Raw genomic sequence first — 19,982 nt, 5'->3', positions numbered from 1 at the left:
AATATCATTTATTTTTTTCCGAAACAACGTATATCAAATAGTGAGGCCGGTACATGATCCGACGGGTGCAGCATTTGTATACTAATACTTTCAGTAAGTATCGGTTCGGTCAAGGTAATGCGATTTAATGTCCTGAAGTTTTCAGACGTTGAATATATGATCTCACCTGAGGAATCTTTGATAGTATATGCGCGCACACAGAAAGGCATGATGTTTTCTGGATGACTCATCAACACTGACTCCATGGCATGGTCAAAGTCTGTGTCGAACCAAAGGTCAATTTGTGTGATATCCTGCGGGCTATTCCAATTGAGTACAATGGTAGGTGTTTTATCTTTAGGGTCTGCAACCCAGGCATTTGTAGAAGATACAGGTCTATTAATTCCATTTTTTAGTTGAATACTTGCAAAAGTATCTATTTGCTGTTCGAAAGTCACCGCAATGTTTTGTCCATTGGGTCTGCGTTGCGGGCACCAGAATTCAAATTCGTCTACACCTACACCAGTTATTGGAATTTGCTTTCCATTGTTAGATACGGCTTTGTTAAAAGAGTTAAATACGGACATGGTGCCTGTTACACGTTGATCTGTGTAGCCCAATTGTATATTAGTGTTGGCTTGGAAAGTCAAAAAGACATATCCATCAGAAGGTAATAGCGTATCGAAATCAATGTCGACCGAAGTCGTCCCTTTGCTAAGCGGAATCGTACGTGTCGCCAAGGTAATGTCTGGAGTGAAATTTCCAGCTTTCTCCGGTATCCGTATCGAAGTCTCCAATACGGTGTCTTTTGTTACTTGCAGGACCAAATGGAAAAGCGGGAGTTTTCCTTTTTTCATGGGAAGCAATTGCGCTGATGGTATAGCCAGCGGCTTCCATAGGCTGACGCGATCAAAACCAGTAAACTGTAATTCACTGGAAGTACTGATGTGTGCTTGGAGAGCAAGATCTTTCTCATCGTGTAAGGCCAATGAGGGAATATGCTGACCTTCTGCCATTAGACGTTGTTGCAGGTTATGCATGTTGTTGTCCAATGTTAGTTGTCGTGGTGACACTTGCAACTCTTTGCATAGTGCCGCTGCCATACCCACTGCTTGACCGACATAAGCACAGGTTGCCATTACTCGCGTGGCACCAAAAGCCACATGGCTTACACTAATTATACGGCCTGTCAGAAATAGATTACCGATGTTTTTGCTATATAAACTTCTGTAAGGGATATCGAATATCCCCTTGCTATGCCATTGATTACAGCCTGGCAATTCACTATAGACTCCGTCGGCTGGATGTAAGTCGATCGACCAACCGCCATACGCAACTGCATCTGGATGTTGACGTTGTTCAACGAGATCCTGTTGTATCATCATATAGTCGCCTTCAAAGCGCCTACTTTCACGTTTTCCAGGTATCATTCCTACCCATTCTAAAGTGAGCGTTTCAGCTTCCGGAAAACTTCCGGAGTTTTTAATATAATTCCATACGCCATAGATGATTTTCCATAATTCCCATTTGATCGTTTCTGTATCGTGTACTGTATCTAAGCGGCCTCCATATTCCACCCACCATAGTTTACAGCCATGTTCGTTGGCTTTAAACTGCTTGAATCGCGGTATTTGACTGATATCCTTCAGAGCGAATGCAGGTGGGGTGAAAGAAATAGGCATTCCAGCATCCTTTGTATAGAAATATAAAGAATGGCCTAGTAATTCACCATATTCTTTACTTGGTGCCATACCTTCACCAAACTCCTCCTTACTTTCAGCGCCCATACGGAATGCAGCCCCTGCTAGAAATCCTACGATGCCATCGCCAGATGCATCGCAAAAGAATGGTGCTTGAAATGTGTATAGAGTTGAATTCTGGCTACAGAAAGCATGTATACGCTCTATTAGGTCTGCAGAGGATTTTTCGACACTGTATACAGCTGTGTTTAAGAAAAGTTGGATATTTTTCTCCTGATTTACTTTATCAATCAGGATCATGTCCAAGATGATTGGGTTGCCTTGAGGATTGCGATAGGTATTTTCAACTAAAATTTCATCGATCACACCACCTTCCCTAGACCAGCGATTGTTGTTTCCCATGTGTGAGGTGGCACCTAAGATCCAAAGACGAACCTCGCTGGAGGCATTGCCACCTAGAACGGGTCTATCCTGTATCAGGATTACTTTTAAACCTTGTCGTGCTGCGGTAATGGCGGTACAAATACCCGACATCCCTCCGCCTGTCACGATCAGATCGCTATTGTATTGAATATGGTGTAGATTTCTTTTTTCTAGCGTATTGTTTTTGATCATGGATAAAATTGGGATTAAGTGCTATAATTCGTTAGATCAAATTTATCCAATCTATGGGTAGGAGCTGCTGTGGTTTGTTATAAAATTTCCATGGGAACGCTCCCTATATTTGGGAACGCTCCCGCGTTAGCTGCTTTTTTTGGGAAATTATTTACCAGAGCGTACCGTCGAATCGCGTACCATGAGCTTGGCTTCCATTGTACAGATTATCGGTTTCCATTCTTCGATATTTTTTCCAATTAGCCCCAATAAGAGGTCCATTGCTGTTTTACCTATTTCCCGTACAGGCTGTGCCACTGTAGTAAGGCTAGGTTCGGCAAAGCTCGAACCATAGTTGTCACTGAATCCGACTACAGCAATATCTTCAGGGATACGTTTATTCATTTTTTTGATTATCTGCATAGCTTCTATGGCTGTGGGGTCATTCACAGCAAAAATACCGTCTATGGGGTTATCGAGTTCAACTAGAAATTTGACAAACATTTTGATTTTATTTAAGCTGAGGTCCGAGTCGATAATTAGATCCTGATCGATAGGAATACCATGTTTTGCCAAAGCATCACAATATCCATTGAGTCTTTTTTGGCTAATGCTGAGTTGTCTGGGGCCGGCTAAGTGTGCAATTCGGCGTCTTCCTAGGCTGATAAGGTGCTCTACAGCGTTGAATGAGGCATCATAATCGTTGACGACAACCTTGGGCACCATAATTTCATTACAAACTCTATTGAAGAATACAATGGGAATTTTTTTGCGAATAAATACTTTCCAGTGATCATAATTCAATGTTTCTTTTGTCAATGATACCATTACGCCATCCACACGATTGGCCAGCATGACCTTGGCATTGGCAACCTCCGTTGCGTAGCTTTCATTACATTGCGTTATCAGTACCGAATAACCATGTTTACTGGCTTCTTCCTGTGCACCAACGACTACCTGAGGAAAGAATGAGGTAGAGAATTCAGGCAAGACAATACCGATCGTGTTGGTCTTGTTGGTGATAAGACTTAGTGATTGCATATTGCGTTGATAATCTAATTTCTCGGCTAGTTCCAAGATTTTTTGACGCGTTTCTGTCTTTACATTAGCATGGCCTGTGAGGGCGCGGGATACGGTGGATTTTGAAATATTTAGTTGGTTGGCAATATCAATAATTGTTATCTGATCACTTTTCATAGAAATTAACGTTGGTTTCGACTTATAATGAGTAATTAAAAATAAGATATGTTTATGATAAAGCGAATACTTTTTAATTTTTAGATTTTCTAATAATCATAGCGGTATGCAAGTTGGGGATCTAGCTAAAAAACGATAGTATCCTGTAAATCTTTTGGATATTTTTTACAGCGGTAAAAGGTGCTAATAGCGACAGTCGCACCTTTAACGCTGTAAATAGTCGGTTTTATTGTTAATAACCGGGATTTTGTCGCATAAGTGGCATTTTTTGAATTTCACTTAATGGAATTGGTAGAAGGTACATTGCTTTCCTAAAGTTTAATGGACGTAAGGCCGAACCGACTAGATAAGTAAAAGTATTATCATTGCGAGTAATAATAATTGTCTTATTAAAGCCTTTCAGCACATTTTCGGCAATCATCCAGCGACGGATATCATTAAAACGATGATCTTCAAAAGCGAGTTCGATACGTCTTTCATTTTGAATGACCGTCCGCATTTGCTCTACATTCATACCCGCCTTCAAGCCATATAGGCGGTCTGGACCAGCTAATATTCCAGCCCTTTCACGTAATTCCTTAAGCTTGTCATAGGCTCGGTCTGGAAAGCCGGCTTCATTGATTGCTTCGGCATAGTTGAGTAATATCTCTGCATAGCGAATCAGGGGCCAGCAGCGCTCAGTAGATCCTGCGGTATTGGTCGCTAAATTCTCGTCCAGCATTTTTCTGCTGTAATAGCCTGTAGAGTAATTATTGGGGGTATATGCATCGTTTGTGGAATTAACCGGATTCGAACCACTACTCATATAGGTATAGATGGTTGTCTTGGGGCCTGTATTGGATACATAAGATAATCCATTGTAAATAATGGAGTAGTCGAAACGCGGATCCCGATTCGCATAGGGGTTGTTGGGATCATATAGCGTACTTTCATCAGTAGGTTTACCATCTCGCATGGGAAATGCAGCGACCAGATTGTGCGTAGGTTTCATCACTGAGCTGCCCGAGCGAGTGGGAGGCAAATAGTAGGCCTCCAGCTCTTTCTGTGTTGACCGATTGTAGGCAAGGATATACTCGCTGTTCATTCGTTTTAGAAACACTTGATAAAAGCCGTTGCCTGGGCGTGTATCGTTATCGACGTTTAAAGCATATTTATGACTGTTGATCACAGCTTCAGCAGCAGTTGCAGCAACTTGCCACCGATTTTTGTCGTAGTTTGGGTAGCCTACCAAGCTACTTAGTTCTGTCGGGGTATCACTTAGCCCACCGTTAAAGAGCGGGCTTGCTGCATAAAGTAATACCCTTGATTTTAGGGCCATGCAGGCACCGTTCGTTATACGACCAAAGTCTATATCCTTGTACACCACAGGCGCAAGAGTCTGTGCTGCTGCATCCAACTCTTGGACAATATAATTTATAGATTCTTCAAAAGTATTACGGGGTAGATCAATAAGATCATTGATTTCAAATACGCGATCCCCTACGAGGGGTATTCCACCAAAAACCGATACCATGTTATAATAGTAGAATGCACGGAGGAAGCGTGCTTCCGCAATCATCCTTGTTCGGGTAGGAGGAGTAAAGGGGGCATTAGGAAGCTTTGTTAAGAGTAAATTGACACGACGGATATTAGTGTAAGGAGTATTCCATAGATCTCTATTTGTTGCAAAGCCTGTGAGTACATTGCTGGGAGCTATTACACCTTGTGCATAAGCATTTCCCCATACCGAGACGTTATTGTTACCTTCGACATTATCGGTAGCTAATTCCATATTACCAGCACCACCAGCTGCTGAGAAACGATAGGGATCAAAACTATAGCCCATATCCTGATAAATCCGATTGAGAAAACCGAGTGTTCGAACGCTGTCGGTAAATACATCCTCGGCAGAAATACCTACAGTTTTATCATCCAAAAATTTAGAATTTTGACAAGAGTATAATGTGCTTGTCAATACGATTAGAAATATAAATATCTTCATGATTGCGCTTTAAAAAGTTACATTTAAACCTAAGTTGAAAATACGTGTAGGGGGGTAGGGTAGGTCAGCTGATGACTCTAACACTTCCGGGTCCAAATTGTACAGTTTGTCGAGCTTTGTCCATGTAAATAAATTATAGCCACTGCTATAGACGCGTAATTGTTTTACTTTCAGTTTTTGAAGTACATTCCCAGTTAGTGTATAGCTGATCTCCGCGGTCTTAAGACGAATGTAATCACCTGGTATAGCCCAGAAGTCCGAATACCAATCTCTTGGGCTTTGGCTCAGCGCACTTGTATATACTTGTGGGTATTTGGCGTTATTCCCTAATTCTGGTGTCCAATGTTGCAGGTGTATGGGGAGTGCTTTACTGGCGTTGTGGTGTATAACAGCACCTTCGGCACTAGCGACAAAGTTGGCTGCTCCCTGAAAGAGAACTGTAATATTAAAATTTTTGTAACCAGCACCCAATGTAATGCCATAGGTTGTATTAGGCAGGTTTGTATAGCCAAAATAAGATTGATCGCTCGCGTTGATGATGCCATCCCCATTTAAATCTTTGTATTTTAAATCTCCCGGGCGACCGCCTGCGGGTTTGGCTACATTAGGATCCGCAATTTCTTCGGAGGTATAAAACTCTCCTGTCCAGCTGTATTTTAGTTTGGCTCCAATCGCTTGGCCGGTTTGTTTTTGATAAGGGTATAACGGTACTGGTTCGTCCCTAAACAACACTTTATTTTTCGCTAACGAATAGGTTCCTTTTACAGTGTATCGCCAATTGTCCTGAATTTTGCCTGTATAGCCTAATTCAACTTCCCAGCCTTTATTATTAGTTTTTCCTAAGTTTACATTAGGCAAGGTTTGGCCGAATACAGCAGAAACAGCCCCTCTGCTGGTCAGGATATCAAATCGATTGTTGTCAAAATAGTCAATGGTTGCTGTCAGCTTGCGATTAAAAAAAGCTAGATCTAGACCGATATCCATTTTCTTTTCTTTCTCCCAGGTTACTTGATTATTTCCCAAGGCGCCCTCGACAGCGGTAACATAGCTGTTGTTGTTGGCTTCACCAAATAAGCCCGAACCGCTACCAATGCTATAGTTTTGAAGGTAGGCATATACGCCGCCAGTATTGTCAACGCCGGTTAGACCATAGGAGCCACGCAACTTGAAGATATCAATAAACGGAAGTTTTTGCTTAACAAAGTTTTCTTCCGCGATATTCCATCCGATGGAGGCTGCAGGGAAGAAGCCAAATCGGCGTTCTTTCGCAAATCGATCGGATCCATTATAGGCACCGCTCAGCTCAAGTAGATATCTGTTCTTTAAGTCGTAACCTATACGGGCAGTATAGCCTCGGAAATTCTCCGGAATAAAATTATAATCTTTTGCGCCTGTTGCGCTTTTACTATTCTGGTTGTATAATATCAGTGCGGATATATGGTGTGTCTGTGCGAAGCTACGGCTATAATTCAGCATGGCTTGAAGGGTGATCGCATAATTGGTACTGCCAGCAGCATAGTTTAAGGTTGGAGTTGCGATGCGATAGACGTTGTCCTGACGTCCGAACGAATAGGAATCGGTTGCCGGATCGTAGATATAGGACGGAAAACCGCCGCCCGCAGTAGGTCGCTGTAAAGAACGGTTGTAAGCGTAGTCGTTACGATAAGCTAATGTTCCTTTGAAAGATAGCCCTTGTGTAATAAAATTCAGTTTCTGGTTTGCGGAGGCGGCCAAATTCATATTATTATTGTGTGTACGATAATAACCGTTGTACATCAGCCGACCAATGAGATTGTTGTTATTTCTACCCGAGGAATTTCTCTGCCATACGCTGTAACCTAAACTACCATCTGGATTGAATAGGGGATAATTATAAGGAGCGGTCTCTGCAGTACGCCCCAAGTCGCTGAAAATATTGTTGTTAGCACTAGCGTTGTTGCGGTTGGTCTCACCTAGACTACCAAAGAAATCAAAGCGTACGTCAAGGTCATCATTAACTTTTAAATCTATATTTGAACGATAATTATATCGTTTATAATAAAATTTACTGTTCAAGTCTTCGCTGAAGTCCTTTAGTTGCCCTCCTTGGTTCAGGTAGCCTACAGATACATAATATCTGGCGCGGTCGGTACCGCCGGTTACATTCAGTGTATTCGTAGACTGTGGTGCGAATTTGCGCAATAGGATATCCGTCCAATCATTATCGGGATGCGTATAAGGGGAAGTTCCATCTTTGAACAACTGAAGATCTTCTTCCGAAAATTGCGGTTTAAAATTTGCGTTTGGATTCAAGTTATTTGTGTTGACCTGAGACTCGACCAGGAGTTTGGCTGATTCGTAAGCATTCAAATACCGGGGTGTCCGGGTCAATTGACTCAGCGCATATTCCGTCTGGAAATTGATTTGAGGCTTGCCCGACTTTCCCCGTGTTGTTGTCACTAAGATAACGCCATTGGCACCTTTGATCCCGTAAATGGAGGTTGTTGCAGCATCCTTAAGGATGCTGATTGATTCGACTTCATTTGCATTTAACGTTTGGAATTGTGCATAGGTGAATTCGATGTCATCCACAATAATAAGCGGTTGGTTGTTACCCGTGTAAGAACTGGTCCCACGGACATAGAAAGTGGCACCATCGTTTCCGGGTTGTCCAGAGCGTTGTTGGCTGGTAAAACCTGTTAAACGGCCCGCTAATGTGTTTTGTAAGCTAGGTGATGGGCTTTGCCGGATTTCTTCGCCACTAATCGAGCTAACAGATCCTGTCAGCGTCTTTTTAGTGGTTTTGCCATAACCCACCACGACCACTTCATCGATTTCCTGCTCGCGAGGTATCAATTGGATGGTAATCGTGTTCTTTCCCTGTACGTCGACCTCCTGGCGTAAATAGCCGAGGTGGTTGACTACAATCGTCCCAGTGCTAATATTTATTTTAAAGTGACCATTTTCATCCGTGCGGGTTTGGTGTGTTGTCACATTTTTCTCCGTAATCGTTACATCTTTTAGCGGACCACTGCTTCCTCGAACGGTGCCAGTCAGCAGCCTTTCCTGACCGAATGCGGTTGAGCAAGTGATCGCGGTTAGGCCAATCAGATAATATGCTAAGTTTTTCATTTTAGAGTTTATGTCTTTTGGATTAATAATAGCCCTCATTTTGGATCAACGCGGTATTTTTAGACGTTTCGCTATAAGGGAGAGGCATATAATAGTACTTTGTCTCGAAATGAAACGGTGCCAGCATTTGTTCGGTTGCGGTCACGGTTGCCTCTGATTGATGCAGCACAAGACCTTTGAGGGGATTTTTGATCTCTCCAGCATCCTTCCAACGCCTGATATCCCAGAAGCGATGTTCTTCGAAAGCCAGCTCGATACGCCTTTCATTTTTGATGAGGTCGCGCATTGCGGTTTGTGCGATCCCTTCCGAAATGCCATAACGACTATTGTTTCCAGGTTTAATACCAGCCCGTGTCCGTATCAAGATGATCTGTTTGACTGCATCTTCTGTACGACCGACTTCGTTTAGCGCTTCGGCGTAACTTAGTAAGACCTCAGCGTAACGGAAATAGGGGAAATTATGACTTTGATTTGCATAAGTAGTGGAGTTTGTGAAATCACCCAAGAATTTGCGTAAGTAATACGAGGTCTTGGTTTGGTTTAAGAAAGGCTTATTGGGTTTATCCAAGCCACCTTCAAATGTTTCAATCGGCCTACTCAACCAACGGACACCATTGTAGAAGAGGATAGCTTTTAACCGGGGATCCCGATTTTCATATTGAGTGAGATCAGTAGTTGAACCAGCATATGGTAAACCTGTGTCCGTCGGGAAGGCATTGACAAAATTTTGTGTAGGGCTTGTTCTACCATTGCTTGCCGCAGGTGCTACATAACCTACCGGTGCATTATTTGCTTCTAGTGACGTGGAATTAGCCGACTGTTTGGCGAAGATAATATCTGTGTTTACCTTGGTAGTAAAGATATTTGCATAAGCTGTGGAACCTGTGCCAGCAGGTAATTTATGATACCCTTTAGCAATTAGCTCTTCAGCGATTGAAATGACCCGTGTCCAACGCCCGTTGTTTTTGTCTGGATAGCCATTAAGTAGCTTGATTTGTGGGTCGATACTCATACTACCACCGTTAAAAAGGGGGCTAGCTGCATATAGGTATAACCTCAGTTTTAGCGCTAAAGCTGCTTCATTTGTCACACGTCCATATTCGGTGGTGGTGAGCAGTGCCGAAGAAGCCGCGGGCAGATCATCTTTGATCGCCGTACACTCATTGGCGATATAATCCACACATTCAGCATAGGAGGCCCGGGGGATATTCAGGTCATCGGTTAGTTCGAATACCTGATCGCCCAATAATGGAATCCCTCCGTAGCGCTTCAACAACTCAAAATATGCAAATGCCCTAAGAAACCTCGCTTCGGCTTTATAGCGGCGGATCATATTTTCGGGAATCGGTACCACGGATATATTTTGTAAGAATATATTCGCCCGACGAATAATTGTGTAGCTATTCTGCCAGTTGTTGTCCGGGTAATTGACAGCAGTTAACTGGCCATTTGTAAATAGTTTAATATCCGATGTTTCGGAAGATGATACAGCATCATCGGTTGCTGCGTCGAGCATATCGCCCGTTATGCGGTTGAATCCATTAGGGAGAAAGGAGTAAATTCCAAATAAATAGGCCTTTGCCTGTACCCCCTCCTTGTCTGTCGGATCGAATACGTCTCCAAGCAGAATCCGTTCTTCTGGTTGTTGTTCAAATTTGTTGCAAGATGCTATCCCGAGCATGGCACAGGTTAGCACACAAATTACTGTTTTTCTCATATCTCCCTGTATTATAGTTGGATGTTTAGACCGAAACTGATGACTTTCTGTATGGGGTACAGACCACGGAAATTTTCTGGATCGGCACCATTGAATGTGTTTGAGCTGAATGTGTGTAGATTAAAACCATTTGCGAAAATCCGTGCTGATTTGATCTTTGCCCGTTGGGTCAACGTCGTTGGTAAAGTATATCCCAGCTCGATATTGCGTATACGTAGGTAGTTGCCACTGCGTAACCAAAAGGTTGAATAAACATTATTGTTAACAGCACCGCTCTGTGGCCCTGAACTGGTGCTAAGTCGTGGATAGCTGCCACCGGGATTGTCTATGGTCCAACGATCGAGGTGGGTGTCGTAAGCCTGACCGGTACCGCCGTTAAATTCCCTGTAACTATTGCCTGAAAGATAGACTTCCCGATTTATCATGCCCTGAAATAAGATTGAAAAGTCGATGTTGGCGACACTAAAACCTAAATTCACACCCAGTAAGATTTGTGGTTTCTCCGAACCTATAGGTCCCTGATCGTATTGATTGATTAGACCATCACCATTCAGGTCTCGGTAACGAATATCTCCTAACTGAGGTGTATACCCTTCAACTGTTGGCGACGATTGTAATTCTGTATCATTCCTATACAATCCTTCTGCTATATATCCTATGGTTTGTCCAACGGGATGACCTGAGGAGGACATCCAAGAATAGGCCAGTGGAGGTTCGGCTTCGTAAACCATTTTCGATTTTTGGAAGCTGGCATTTAGCAAGGCATGATAGGTGAGTTTGGAGGTGTGATCGCGCCATCCCAATTCGGTCTCAAATCCCGTGTAGTCTTGTTTGCCAATATTTTCATTAGGATAGCTGATGCCCAACAGAGTATTATTACTTTTGCGTGTAATATTGAGGTCGCGATACTTATTTTTATAGTAAGTTAGTTCAAAAATAAGCCGGTCGTTAAGGAGAGCGCCATCGATACCTAGGTTTAACATGTTAACTTTGGCCCAGGTTGGGTTGGCGTTGGCCAAATAAGACTCACCTATAGTTCCTGCCGCACCCGCAGTCGATCCGAAAAATGTCTCAGGAGTTCCATTATAACTTTGTATATAGGTATAATAATTCGCATTGTCACGACCTAATGAACCATATGATCCAAAAAGCTTCATCCGGCTTATCCACTTTGAGTGTTTAAGGAATTTTTCACGATGTATATTCCAACCTAAGCCAATAGCAGGGAATGTGCCGTATTTGAATCCACCGTCAGTTGGATAACGATTGGCACCATTCACAGCAAAAGATACTTCTGCTAGGTAGCGGTTGTCATAGTGGTAAGCAGCATGCCCTGAGATACCCTGTATGGTATAAGGTAGGTCTGAGCCATTTACCAGATTGTCCCGATTAGCTAACAGGATGAGGTCTATCCCGTGCTTTTCGGTCTCACTGGAATAACCTACTGAAAGTTCCTGAAAATTAGATCTATTCTGAAATGCAATATTATTGCTGTTATTTTGTTCTGTATTGTTACCATACTGTTTATATATAGGGCCTTCGACATCATTGTTTACTAGCTGAAATACAGCAAATGACTTATTCCGCACGTAGTTTTCACGTAGATTCGAAAAAAATGAAGCTCTTGCTTTTAGCCATAAACCTTTCACTACATCGTCCAAAGAACGTTTTAAGTAGAAGTCTGTTAATACGGTACGCGTATTAGCTACAGCATAACCCGATGCGATTGTTTGCGCTAATATATTATTCTGAAACGTTGAAGAACCACTATAGCTTCCATCTAAGTTATAGATCGGGTATGCGCTATTGGGGGTATTCAAAATCGATTGAAAAATATTGTCGGTACCGTCATTACCTGGGCTATTGGCATTCAATATTCGTCCTTGGATATACACTCCTGCCTCCAGCAAATCGGATAGTTTGACGTCTACATTCGAACGGACAAAATAACCTTTAGCGTTGGTATTGGTGTTATAATTGTTTTTAGCATCGGTTTTCAGGAATCCATTTTGACTGAAATGTTCGAGATTGACGAAGTATTTGACGTATTTATTGCCTCCTCGGGTATTCAGATTATACCGTGCAACAGCAGCGTTATTTTCCATTACCTGTTCAGACCAACGGACATTTGGATAGACCAATGGATCATTCCCATCTTTGAAGCTCGCTAGGGCAGTTTCACTAAAACCATTGTTTTTGACGGAAAGTCCATCATTTTCCAATGCTTCATTGTACAATAGGGCATATCGATAGGCATCCAATGGTTTTCCGATTAAGTTCTGTAATTGTTTTTGGATACCGTATTGAGCCGAGAAATTAATCTGTGTCCTATTGGTGTACCCTTTTTTTGTGACAATAGATATAGCACCATCTGCACCGCGGATTCCCAGCATTGCTAGGGAGACAGCATCTTTCAACACGGAAATAGATTCGATCTCCTGCATACCGATTTCTGTTACGGAACGAGGGATGCCATCGATTAAGATAATCGGCGTCCGGCCCCTGAGTTGATAGCTTACATCTTCATTAAGGGGCTGCCCATTGCTTTGGTTAACTTTTAGACCTGGCAATTGTCCCGCCAAGGCAGTAAGGTAGCCAAATGTGGGTGTTGTGGCAATTGCATTGCCTGATAGCTTGGATACTGAAGCTGTGGAGTGCTGCTTAGGTGTCTTGAAATAGATTAATTGATTGATCTTACTGATAGAATCTTGCTCTAGAGTTTTCTCTAAAGAGACATCTTGCTGCGCATAGCTCCACAAGGGAAAACAAAAGAGCATAGCATAAGCGGTCTTAGATTTAAGCAAACTTTTTAATTCTAACATACCTGATTGGTTTAAAATTGGTCTCTTAACATTGTTGAGCATCACGAATTTAGCTACCTACGGTTAAAGCTATTTAACCGTACTCTTATTCTCACTGTTATTATAAAATAAGGCTCGTAGGTCTATTATATTCGGTTAGTCAATACCCAAAGATATTATAGTTGAACTCGGAAAGGTTTGCTGGATTGTTTTTTTTTTAATGAAACCGTTCCCAAATTTTGGGAACGGTTTCATTATACAAAAGACCGACTTTGATCTTAGCAAGCATCAGGGACGGGGTATAGGATGAGGTATAAGATCCGTGTGAATAACAGTGCCCTTTACTTCTAAAGTATATAACTTTCCATAATTGTCATTAGATGTGAATGCTACTTGAAGTCTGGCGAGTACTGATTGATCTGAAGGAAAGCTGTATCCGAACTTAAAGATTTAATTTCATCGCTCTTAATTTGGCGCTATTTTAAAAAGATTGCCTATTTCGCGTTTATGAATGCTGAACAAGTTCCTTACCTTAACGCCTTTAGCCATGTTGATAGAAAGAATACCAGAGATGGATTGTTTCCACATAAGCTGACCTTGCTCTCGATTTTGGTTGAGCTTATTGAAAAGGGTATCGTGATCAATAATCGCATTGAAGTGGTTTCACTTCCTGAGATACCGTTGTGTTAAATATTCATCCACAATAGGTAAATCAGCCTCTGCCCAGTCGTAGTCTCTTAATTGATTCGCATCTACCCATATGGCTTGCGCATGTTCCAATGCTTTGACCTCACCATTTAACAAACTGCATACGAAGGGGTACAGTTGTATAGAAAAATCAGAATAATGATATTCAACAGTTGAAAGTGTGTTATTAATCTCTATATCAATATCGATTTCCTCTTTTATTTCTCTGCGAAGACAGTCCTCTTTTGATTCGCCTGGTTCGATTTTTCCACCTGGGAATTCCCATTTTAAAGGTAATTTCATCGAAGTGGAACGTTGACAAATTAATATTTTATCGGCATGTTCTATAATTGCACAGGTTACTTGTAGCATAATGATGTAAAGATAATCATTTACAGGCATAGCCCAATTGAAATTTACTACGTATGGGTTCCCGTAAAATTAACCGTTTATTATAAACTAACTTTAGCTCTTTAAAATTATTATCATAGAGATTTGTGTACTGTATCCGCCCGACCAAGTGCATATTATTTTCTTCGAATTTCTGTAACAATATCCTTTTCGGTCTGAAGTTTGAAGCCTTTCTTTCGGTTCTTTTTTATCGAAATCTGGATGTCTTCCAAATTCTCAGGTAGGACATTTTCGTTAAAAACAAATAAATAATGGTTAATCACTCGATATAAATCGAGTTTGGAAATCGTATATTTATTGGGATCAAAGGGCATATTCTTATTTACATATGTATAAAAAAGCAATTCCTTCTCCAACTCAGCGCTTTTAATCGCATTATCGATATACTGTTTGTATTCATTTGAATTAGACTTGAGCTTCTTTTTGTCTATTATAAATTTCGGGACGTTTTGCCGCATATCCTTTTATGTTCAGTGTAATTTAGGTTTCTGGCAATAGGGGAATTCCTGTATTTTTTTGATGATTAGTTTTGGATCTAACGTGCTTATTGCTTATCAGAATAGAGGGTATTGTAGGAATGTATTATACTTTAGCCGTTGTAAAATTGTATATTGCTGGATATATAATTGGTACTAGTTTATGGATAAATTTGAAGTGCAATTCGTTTTTAAGGACATTTTTAGTGAAGATCAGCCTTCTGACAGCTTTGATTTGCTGAAAAAATATTCAACTAAGAATATCCTCATTAAATTAGCGCATATTAATGCTATCCTATTTAATAGACGAGCTGATGATGATATACAAATTTTCAGCAAAGTACTTTTTGGTGGACAAGACCTCCCTAAGTCTTTTGTAAATACTTTAAATTTAAAACTAAAACAAGGGACATTTTTCGGGCCACAAAGCATCTCTCTTCTTATAAAACAAACCCTTAATAATTATAGTGAACATCATCCTGAAAATATTCCATACGTTGAATTTGCAATTGATCTTTTTAAGACAATTCTAATTTATAATGAGCTCTTCTTAAATTTAATTGATAAAGAAGACGATTTAAAAGACTTTAAAAGCTTATTTAAACTTGACCTGATGCAGCAAACTTACATTAGGCCGATCCGTTTTACTAACTATCTGATGCGGTCTGCGTTTATGTGTCACTTCTTAAATCAGGACGTTGAATTAAAACCTTTCACAATACAGTTTTGCCAGCATTATGGTATGAGCGACCCTTGGAAAATTAGTAAATTTTTAATTGAGCTATTAAATGATAATGGTAGGAAAAAAGCAACATTTGGACTTACCAGAAGTCAGATACCGCCAAATTTATTGGAGGATTGGATTATTAATATTAATGATCTTGAACCTAAAGAATTATCTTTAAACTTCGATATTATTCCTAAACCACTATTTCAAATTGATGAGAATGAATTTATCATTCTTGACCTTTCTTTCTTTCAATACATGGTTGACCAGGGGTTTTTCTATAATATCTTCAGGACATCCATTGCAACCTCAACCTCCAAACTCAATAGCTTCAACAATTTTAAATCATATATTGGAAAGAAGTATTTTGAGGATTATTTATGCAAGATGTTCCTTGAAAAGACCTTTTACAGGCGGGATCAACTTGTCGTTTCCAATGAAAAATACCAGGACTTTATTGTGAAAACAACTTCAGATAACTTACTTGTGATTGAGGCCAAAATGCTAGATATCAATGCGCGTGTTGTTGAACATCTGGATTTTGATGCTTTTAAAAATAATATAGACGATAATCTTTTGAGCAATAAGGCCAACGGCAAGAAGAACAAAGGTGCATTTCAAATTATAGATCAGATCAGGCAATTGGCCGATCCTGCAAATGCTTCGGAGCTCCATGAGATATTTAATGTCAAAAAGGTAAAAAACCTGAACATTTATCCAATTTTACTGGTTTCCGATACGAATTATAGTATTTCTGGTACGAATAAATACATTACTTCCCAAAGCAACAGGGAAATTTATAATCTGGCTTTAAATTTTAAATCAATCAGGCCAATAATAATTATTAATATCAATGTATTCCTGGAATACTTTCCATACTTTAAACAAAATAAATCAAATTTTACAGACCTAATTAAGGGGTATTTTGCTGAATTAAATAAATGGGAGAAATCATTTAATAAACATGCCGATATCTACAGCTATTATCAGTGTTCAATTCCATTTGATAAATATTTAAGGAAGAAATTAAAAGGTAAAACTATTGTTGAAAATTTTGACATTTTCGAGGAAAATTTTGGGCAAGAGCTTGGGAAAATCAATTTTTCGCCTGATCCATCTAATTAACAAGCCATAAAATAGTTCAATTTACAATCATTATTATATAGAATCATGGAATTAGCATTTATTTGGATAAAAAAGTATGGTCCTATCAAAAAGCTCGGAATTAATTTCAATAATTCTTCAAACTCTTTCTTCGAATATAATGGACAAAAACTTCAGATTACCTCGAAAGAGAATAATAAATTGAGCTTTGGAGATAATATAACAGGGATAAGTATCATAGCTGGGCAGAATGGAGCCGGTAAAACGAGTCTGTGTGAAGCCGTATTATATTCTACTGCAACGATTCAGGAGGGAATTTTTGGATATGATTTACCATTTGATGGCATTGTGTGCTACGGTAACTACATCTTTTATCATCAAAACCTCATAGTAAGAAATATCGAAGAATTGCAATCATTAGGATACACTGTAACCTCCTTCGAAAAGTCACCTTTTGAAGATATTAAATTAGGACTTAAAAAAGAATTCAGTTCAGGAGGTTTTATATATTACTCTAACAATTTTGATTTTAGCACAGCATTCCAGGGTGTAAACCTAGTAAACATCTCGAGTGCTAATTGTTTATTTGAATCCAGTCGTTATAGTAGTTATCCTTTAAGTCACGTAAAAAAAGATCAAGTTTCAAGTGTTTATAAATATCGCATTCTTGAAGTCAATAGTATTATTGAATTCATAACCGGAGATACAATTAAACCGCCCTTCGATTATCCAAAATCATTTGTTTTGTTATCATCCTATTCTGGAAATAACCGGTTTATTTCAGAGGATGAAACAAATAGATTTTACAGTGAATTTGAAGATGAGATATTTAGTAAGCTTTGTAATAGGTATTACTCAATTGATCAAAGAAATCTTGAATTAACTTTCGATTGGGTAACAGTTAAAAATTTGATACATCAGCTTTACAGACTTAATATCTTGCGGTTAATTCTCGATGGAGATGGTATTTCTGCTGACCAGGTCAGAGAAATTATTTTCGAGGATAGAGGGCCAGCTATACTGACTCATTTAAATACATCTACTAAAATTAAAATATCAGCTTTGTTTAAATTTCATAAGAATATTTTAGATAATTCAAGAGAATATGAAATTGATAAATTCAATCCATATAGTGTATATACAATGTATAATGATAATGTTAGGGATTGGAGGTTTATTCTTATGGAAAAATTATATTTCGAACCTAATGAGAATAACAGAGAGTATGTAAGAGGATTATTGAATTTGGAGAAAGAATTGTTGAATAATGATAACCCAGGAATTAAAAAAATATCTAATTTTTTGATGGTAAACTTCTATAGTTCAGGAGAGTTGTCTTACTTGTCCTTATTCTCAAGGTTAAATGATGTTATAAAGAACTATTCCAGCGGTCATTATAAGAAGAAAACTGTGATTTTATTCATTGATGAAGGTGATGTTGGTTTCCATCCTTCCTGGAGTAAAAAATTTTTGAAATGGCTGATTGATTTTCTGAATAGCAGAAATGAAGGACTTAAATTTCAACTTATCTTCTCAACACATAGCCCTTATTTATTATCAGATGTGCATAACGAGAATCTAATTTTATTGAAAAGGGAATATGGTTCTAATACAGAAATTGTGGACTCATCTAAATTTCTGACATTTGGAGCCAATATCTATGATTTGCTCGCTGATGGCTTTTTCCTTAATGATGGTGCAATTGGAGATTTTGCGAAGGATAAAATTAATTTTGCGATACAAAAGATAAATCAATGGCTTGACTTGAAAAAAGATGGACTGGATGGAAATAACACTGATTTAATAAGTGATTATAATAATGAGGTTTTTGATATTATTAATCTTGTAGGCGATAATATAGTTCGTAACAAACTAAATGAACTATATTTTCAAATATTTGAAGACAATTCGCCAATTAACAAGGAAATTGAATATTTGGAAGCACGATTGAGAATTTTAAAAGGAGGGAGGATATGATAAGTATCTTAGAATGTACCGCTGACATTAATAAATGCAAAAAGAATCATATTGCTTTCATAAGACCGGTAATATTTTCTACAATTGAATTCTATATTGATATATATGAGTTATTGATATTCTCAGATAAAAGGAATATAAGTCATAATGTTTTTCAAAAAAAATTGGAAGACATCAAAGTCAAGCATAATTTGGGTAACTACAAATCATTATTAAATCAAATTTTAAAACCCGTTAAAAAAATAAAAAATGAAAAGGAAGTACTAAAACTAAAATATAAGAAAAATAGGAAAACTGTTCGTGTTTCCTTGTCTGTAATATTAGATTCTTTGAAATTTTTATTAACTAAGATTGATTTCCTGATAGGAGAAAATTTTGAAGTGGGGACAGCAAGAAAAGTAAAAGAATATAACGATATACTTTTTCAGTGTAAGAACATCTATTTTTTAGCTGAAAGAATTTTTGATTACGAATGGTTCCGGGATTTGCCTGCAAATAGTTGGGGAGCTTATATGCTCACAAAAGAGCTCAATATTAATTGTTGCCCTTATTGTAATGCACAATATACTTTTACTATAACTGGTAAAGGAAATATTAAGTTAATAAGACCACAGCTTGACCACTTTTTGCCTAAATCTCAACACCCGCTTTTAGCGCTATCTTTTTATAACCTTATTCCTTGTTGTAGTAATTGTAATTCTAGTTTAAAAGGGAGCACTACAGTTTCACATGATACTCATTTTAGTCCCTATGCAAAAAATAAAACTCATTCCAATACAAGGTTTACTTACATTCCAGGCGATTATGATGCAAGTGTTGGATTAAATCAAAATATAAAAGTAGAACTTTTATATAATGGTAATATAAAAAACGCACGGCTTAAAACCCGAGTAAATAATACAATAAAATTATTATCCCTAAACGATCTTTATTCATTGTATACGGATACAGTTCAAGAAATCATTCAAAAAAGGCATTATACTTCTGACAAATACATCAAAATGACCCAAAATACCTTTAAAGCATTGAAACTCTCAAACGAAGACGCATATCGCCTGGCTTTTGGAAATTACTATAATGAAGAAGAATTTAGCAAAAGACCACTTTCAAAATTAACGAAGGACTTAGCAATTGAGTTGAAAACATTAGTAGCCTATATATCGCCTTAGAAAATATTCTGCCGGTAAAATTTTATATCACAGGCAGAATATTGCGGTGAATTCCTGGATAGATTCGGAATTTGATAAAATTCTTAAATTTAAATCTTATTTGATTTGTGATAATAAGTCATAATATACTTCTCTATAATCGTTATAAAAATCTTTTTCTTTAATACCCAGATTAAATTGTTCGTTCCAAACTTTTAAAAATATTGCTAACATGGCCCAAATAGGATTTTCATTAGTAGGTTTAAATTTATCCAAAGCATTCTCTAAACGAACATCAATATGGATATTACGGTTTGATTTGTGCCAGTCATTTCGGTCGGATGGTGCCAGTAAGCTGCGCCCGTTTGTTTA

11 protein-coding genes are annotated in these 19,982 nt (G+C 38.7%); 3 read left to right on the top strand and 8 right to left on the bottom strand.

Annotated elements, in window-relative coordinates; translation table 11 throughout:
* Nucleotides 1-8: 8 nt before the first annotated feature.
* From B4N43_RS12185 to B4N43_RS12150, 8 genes are all read right to left on the bottom strand, one after another.
* A complete protein-coding gene (locus tag B4N43_RS12185; RefSeq protein ID WP_286734936.1) occupies nucleotides 9-2,294 on the bottom strand; it encodes an FAD-dependent oxidoreductase in 2,286 nt (761 codons plus the stop codon).
* Nucleotides 2,295-2,441: 147 nt separating this feature from the next.
* Nucleotides 2,442-3,470 (bottom strand): LacI family DNA-binding transcriptional regulator, encoded by a 1,029-nt coding sequence (locus B4N43_RS12180; RefSeq protein ID WP_286734934.1) that lies wholly within the window; start codon nucleotides 3,468-3,470, stop codon nucleotides 2,442-2,444.
* A gap of 232 nt (nucleotides 3,471-3,702) precedes the next feature.
* Nucleotides 3,703-5,451, bottom strand: a complete 1,749-nt coding sequence (locus B4N43_RS12175; RefSeq protein WP_286734932.1) for a RagB/SusD family nutrient uptake outer membrane protein — start codon at nucleotides 5,449-5,451, stop codon at nucleotides 3,703-3,705.
* A 9-nt stretch (nucleotides 5,452-5,460) separates the two neighbouring features.
* On the bottom strand, nucleotides 5,461-8,562 hold the full coding sequence (locus B4N43_RS12170; RefSeq protein WP_286734930.1) for a SusC/RagA family TonB-linked outer membrane protein: 3,102 nt from the start codon (nucleotides 8,560-8,562) through the stop codon (nucleotides 5,461-5,463).
* 22 nt (nucleotides 8,563-8,584) lie between these two features.
* A complete protein-coding gene (locus B4N43_RS12165) occupies nucleotides 8,585-10,279 on the bottom strand; it encodes a RagB/SusD family nutrient uptake outer membrane protein (protein ID WP_286734928.1) in 1,695 nt (564 codons plus the stop codon).
* An 11-nt stretch (nucleotides 10,280-10,290) separates the two neighbouring features.
* Nucleotides 10,291-13,101 (bottom strand): SusC/RagA family TonB-linked outer membrane protein, encoded by a 2,811-nt coding sequence (locus tag B4N43_RS12160; RefSeq protein WP_286734926.1) that lies wholly within the window; start codon nucleotides 13,099-13,101, stop codon nucleotides 10,291-10,293.
* Between the two features lie 642 nt (nucleotides 13,102-13,743).
* On the bottom strand, nucleotides 13,744-14,139 hold the full coding sequence (locus B4N43_RS12155; RefSeq protein ID WP_286734924.1) for a (deoxy)nucleoside triphosphate pyrophosphohydrolase: 396 nt from the start codon (nucleotides 14,137-14,139) through the stop codon (nucleotides 13,744-13,746).
* 155 nt (nucleotides 14,140-14,294) lie between these two features.
* A complete protein-coding gene (locus tag B4N43_RS12150) occupies nucleotides 14,295-14,636 on the bottom strand; it encodes a hypothetical protein (RefSeq protein ID WP_286734923.1) in 342 nt (113 codons plus the stop codon).
* A gap of 181 nt (nucleotides 14,637-14,817) precedes the next feature.
* Between B4N43_RS12150 and B4N43_RS12145 the strand changes: the two genes are divergently transcribed.
* From B4N43_RS12145 to B4N43_RS12135, 3 genes are read left to right on the top strand one after another with little or no spacing between them, the layout of a single operon-like run.
* Entirely contained in the window at nucleotides 14,818-16,506 is a 1,689-nt protein-coding gene (locus B4N43_RS12145; RefSeq protein ID WP_286734921.1) for a hypothetical protein, read from the top strand.
* Between the two features lie 45 nt (nucleotides 16,507-16,551).
* The gene (locus B4N43_RS12140; protein ID WP_286734918.1) at nucleotides 16,552-18,462 is read left to right on the top strand and encodes an AAA family ATPase; all 1,911 of its coding nucleotides are present in this window, start codon (nucleotides 16,552-16,554) and stop codon (nucleotides 18,460-18,462) included.
* Entirely contained in the window at nucleotides 18,459-19,631 is a 1,173-nt protein-coding gene (locus B4N43_RS12135) for an HNH endonuclease (RefSeq protein ID WP_286734916.1), read from the top strand. Before B4N43_RS12140 ends, B4N43_RS12135 begins: the two co-directional genes overlap by 4 nt.
* The last annotated feature ends 351 nt before the right edge of the window (nucleotides 19,632-19,982 follow it).

Origin of the sequence: Sphingobacterium sp. UBA1897 (genome assembly GCF_002337775.1) — a bacterium.
Classification (GTDB): Bacteria; Bacteroidota; Bacteroidia; order Sphingobacteriales; family Sphingobacteriaceae; genus Sphingobacterium; species Sphingobacterium siyangense.
The sequence above is the reverse complement of the archived record's forward strand: the minus strand, read 5'-3'. Positions and strand labels throughout refer to the sequence as shown.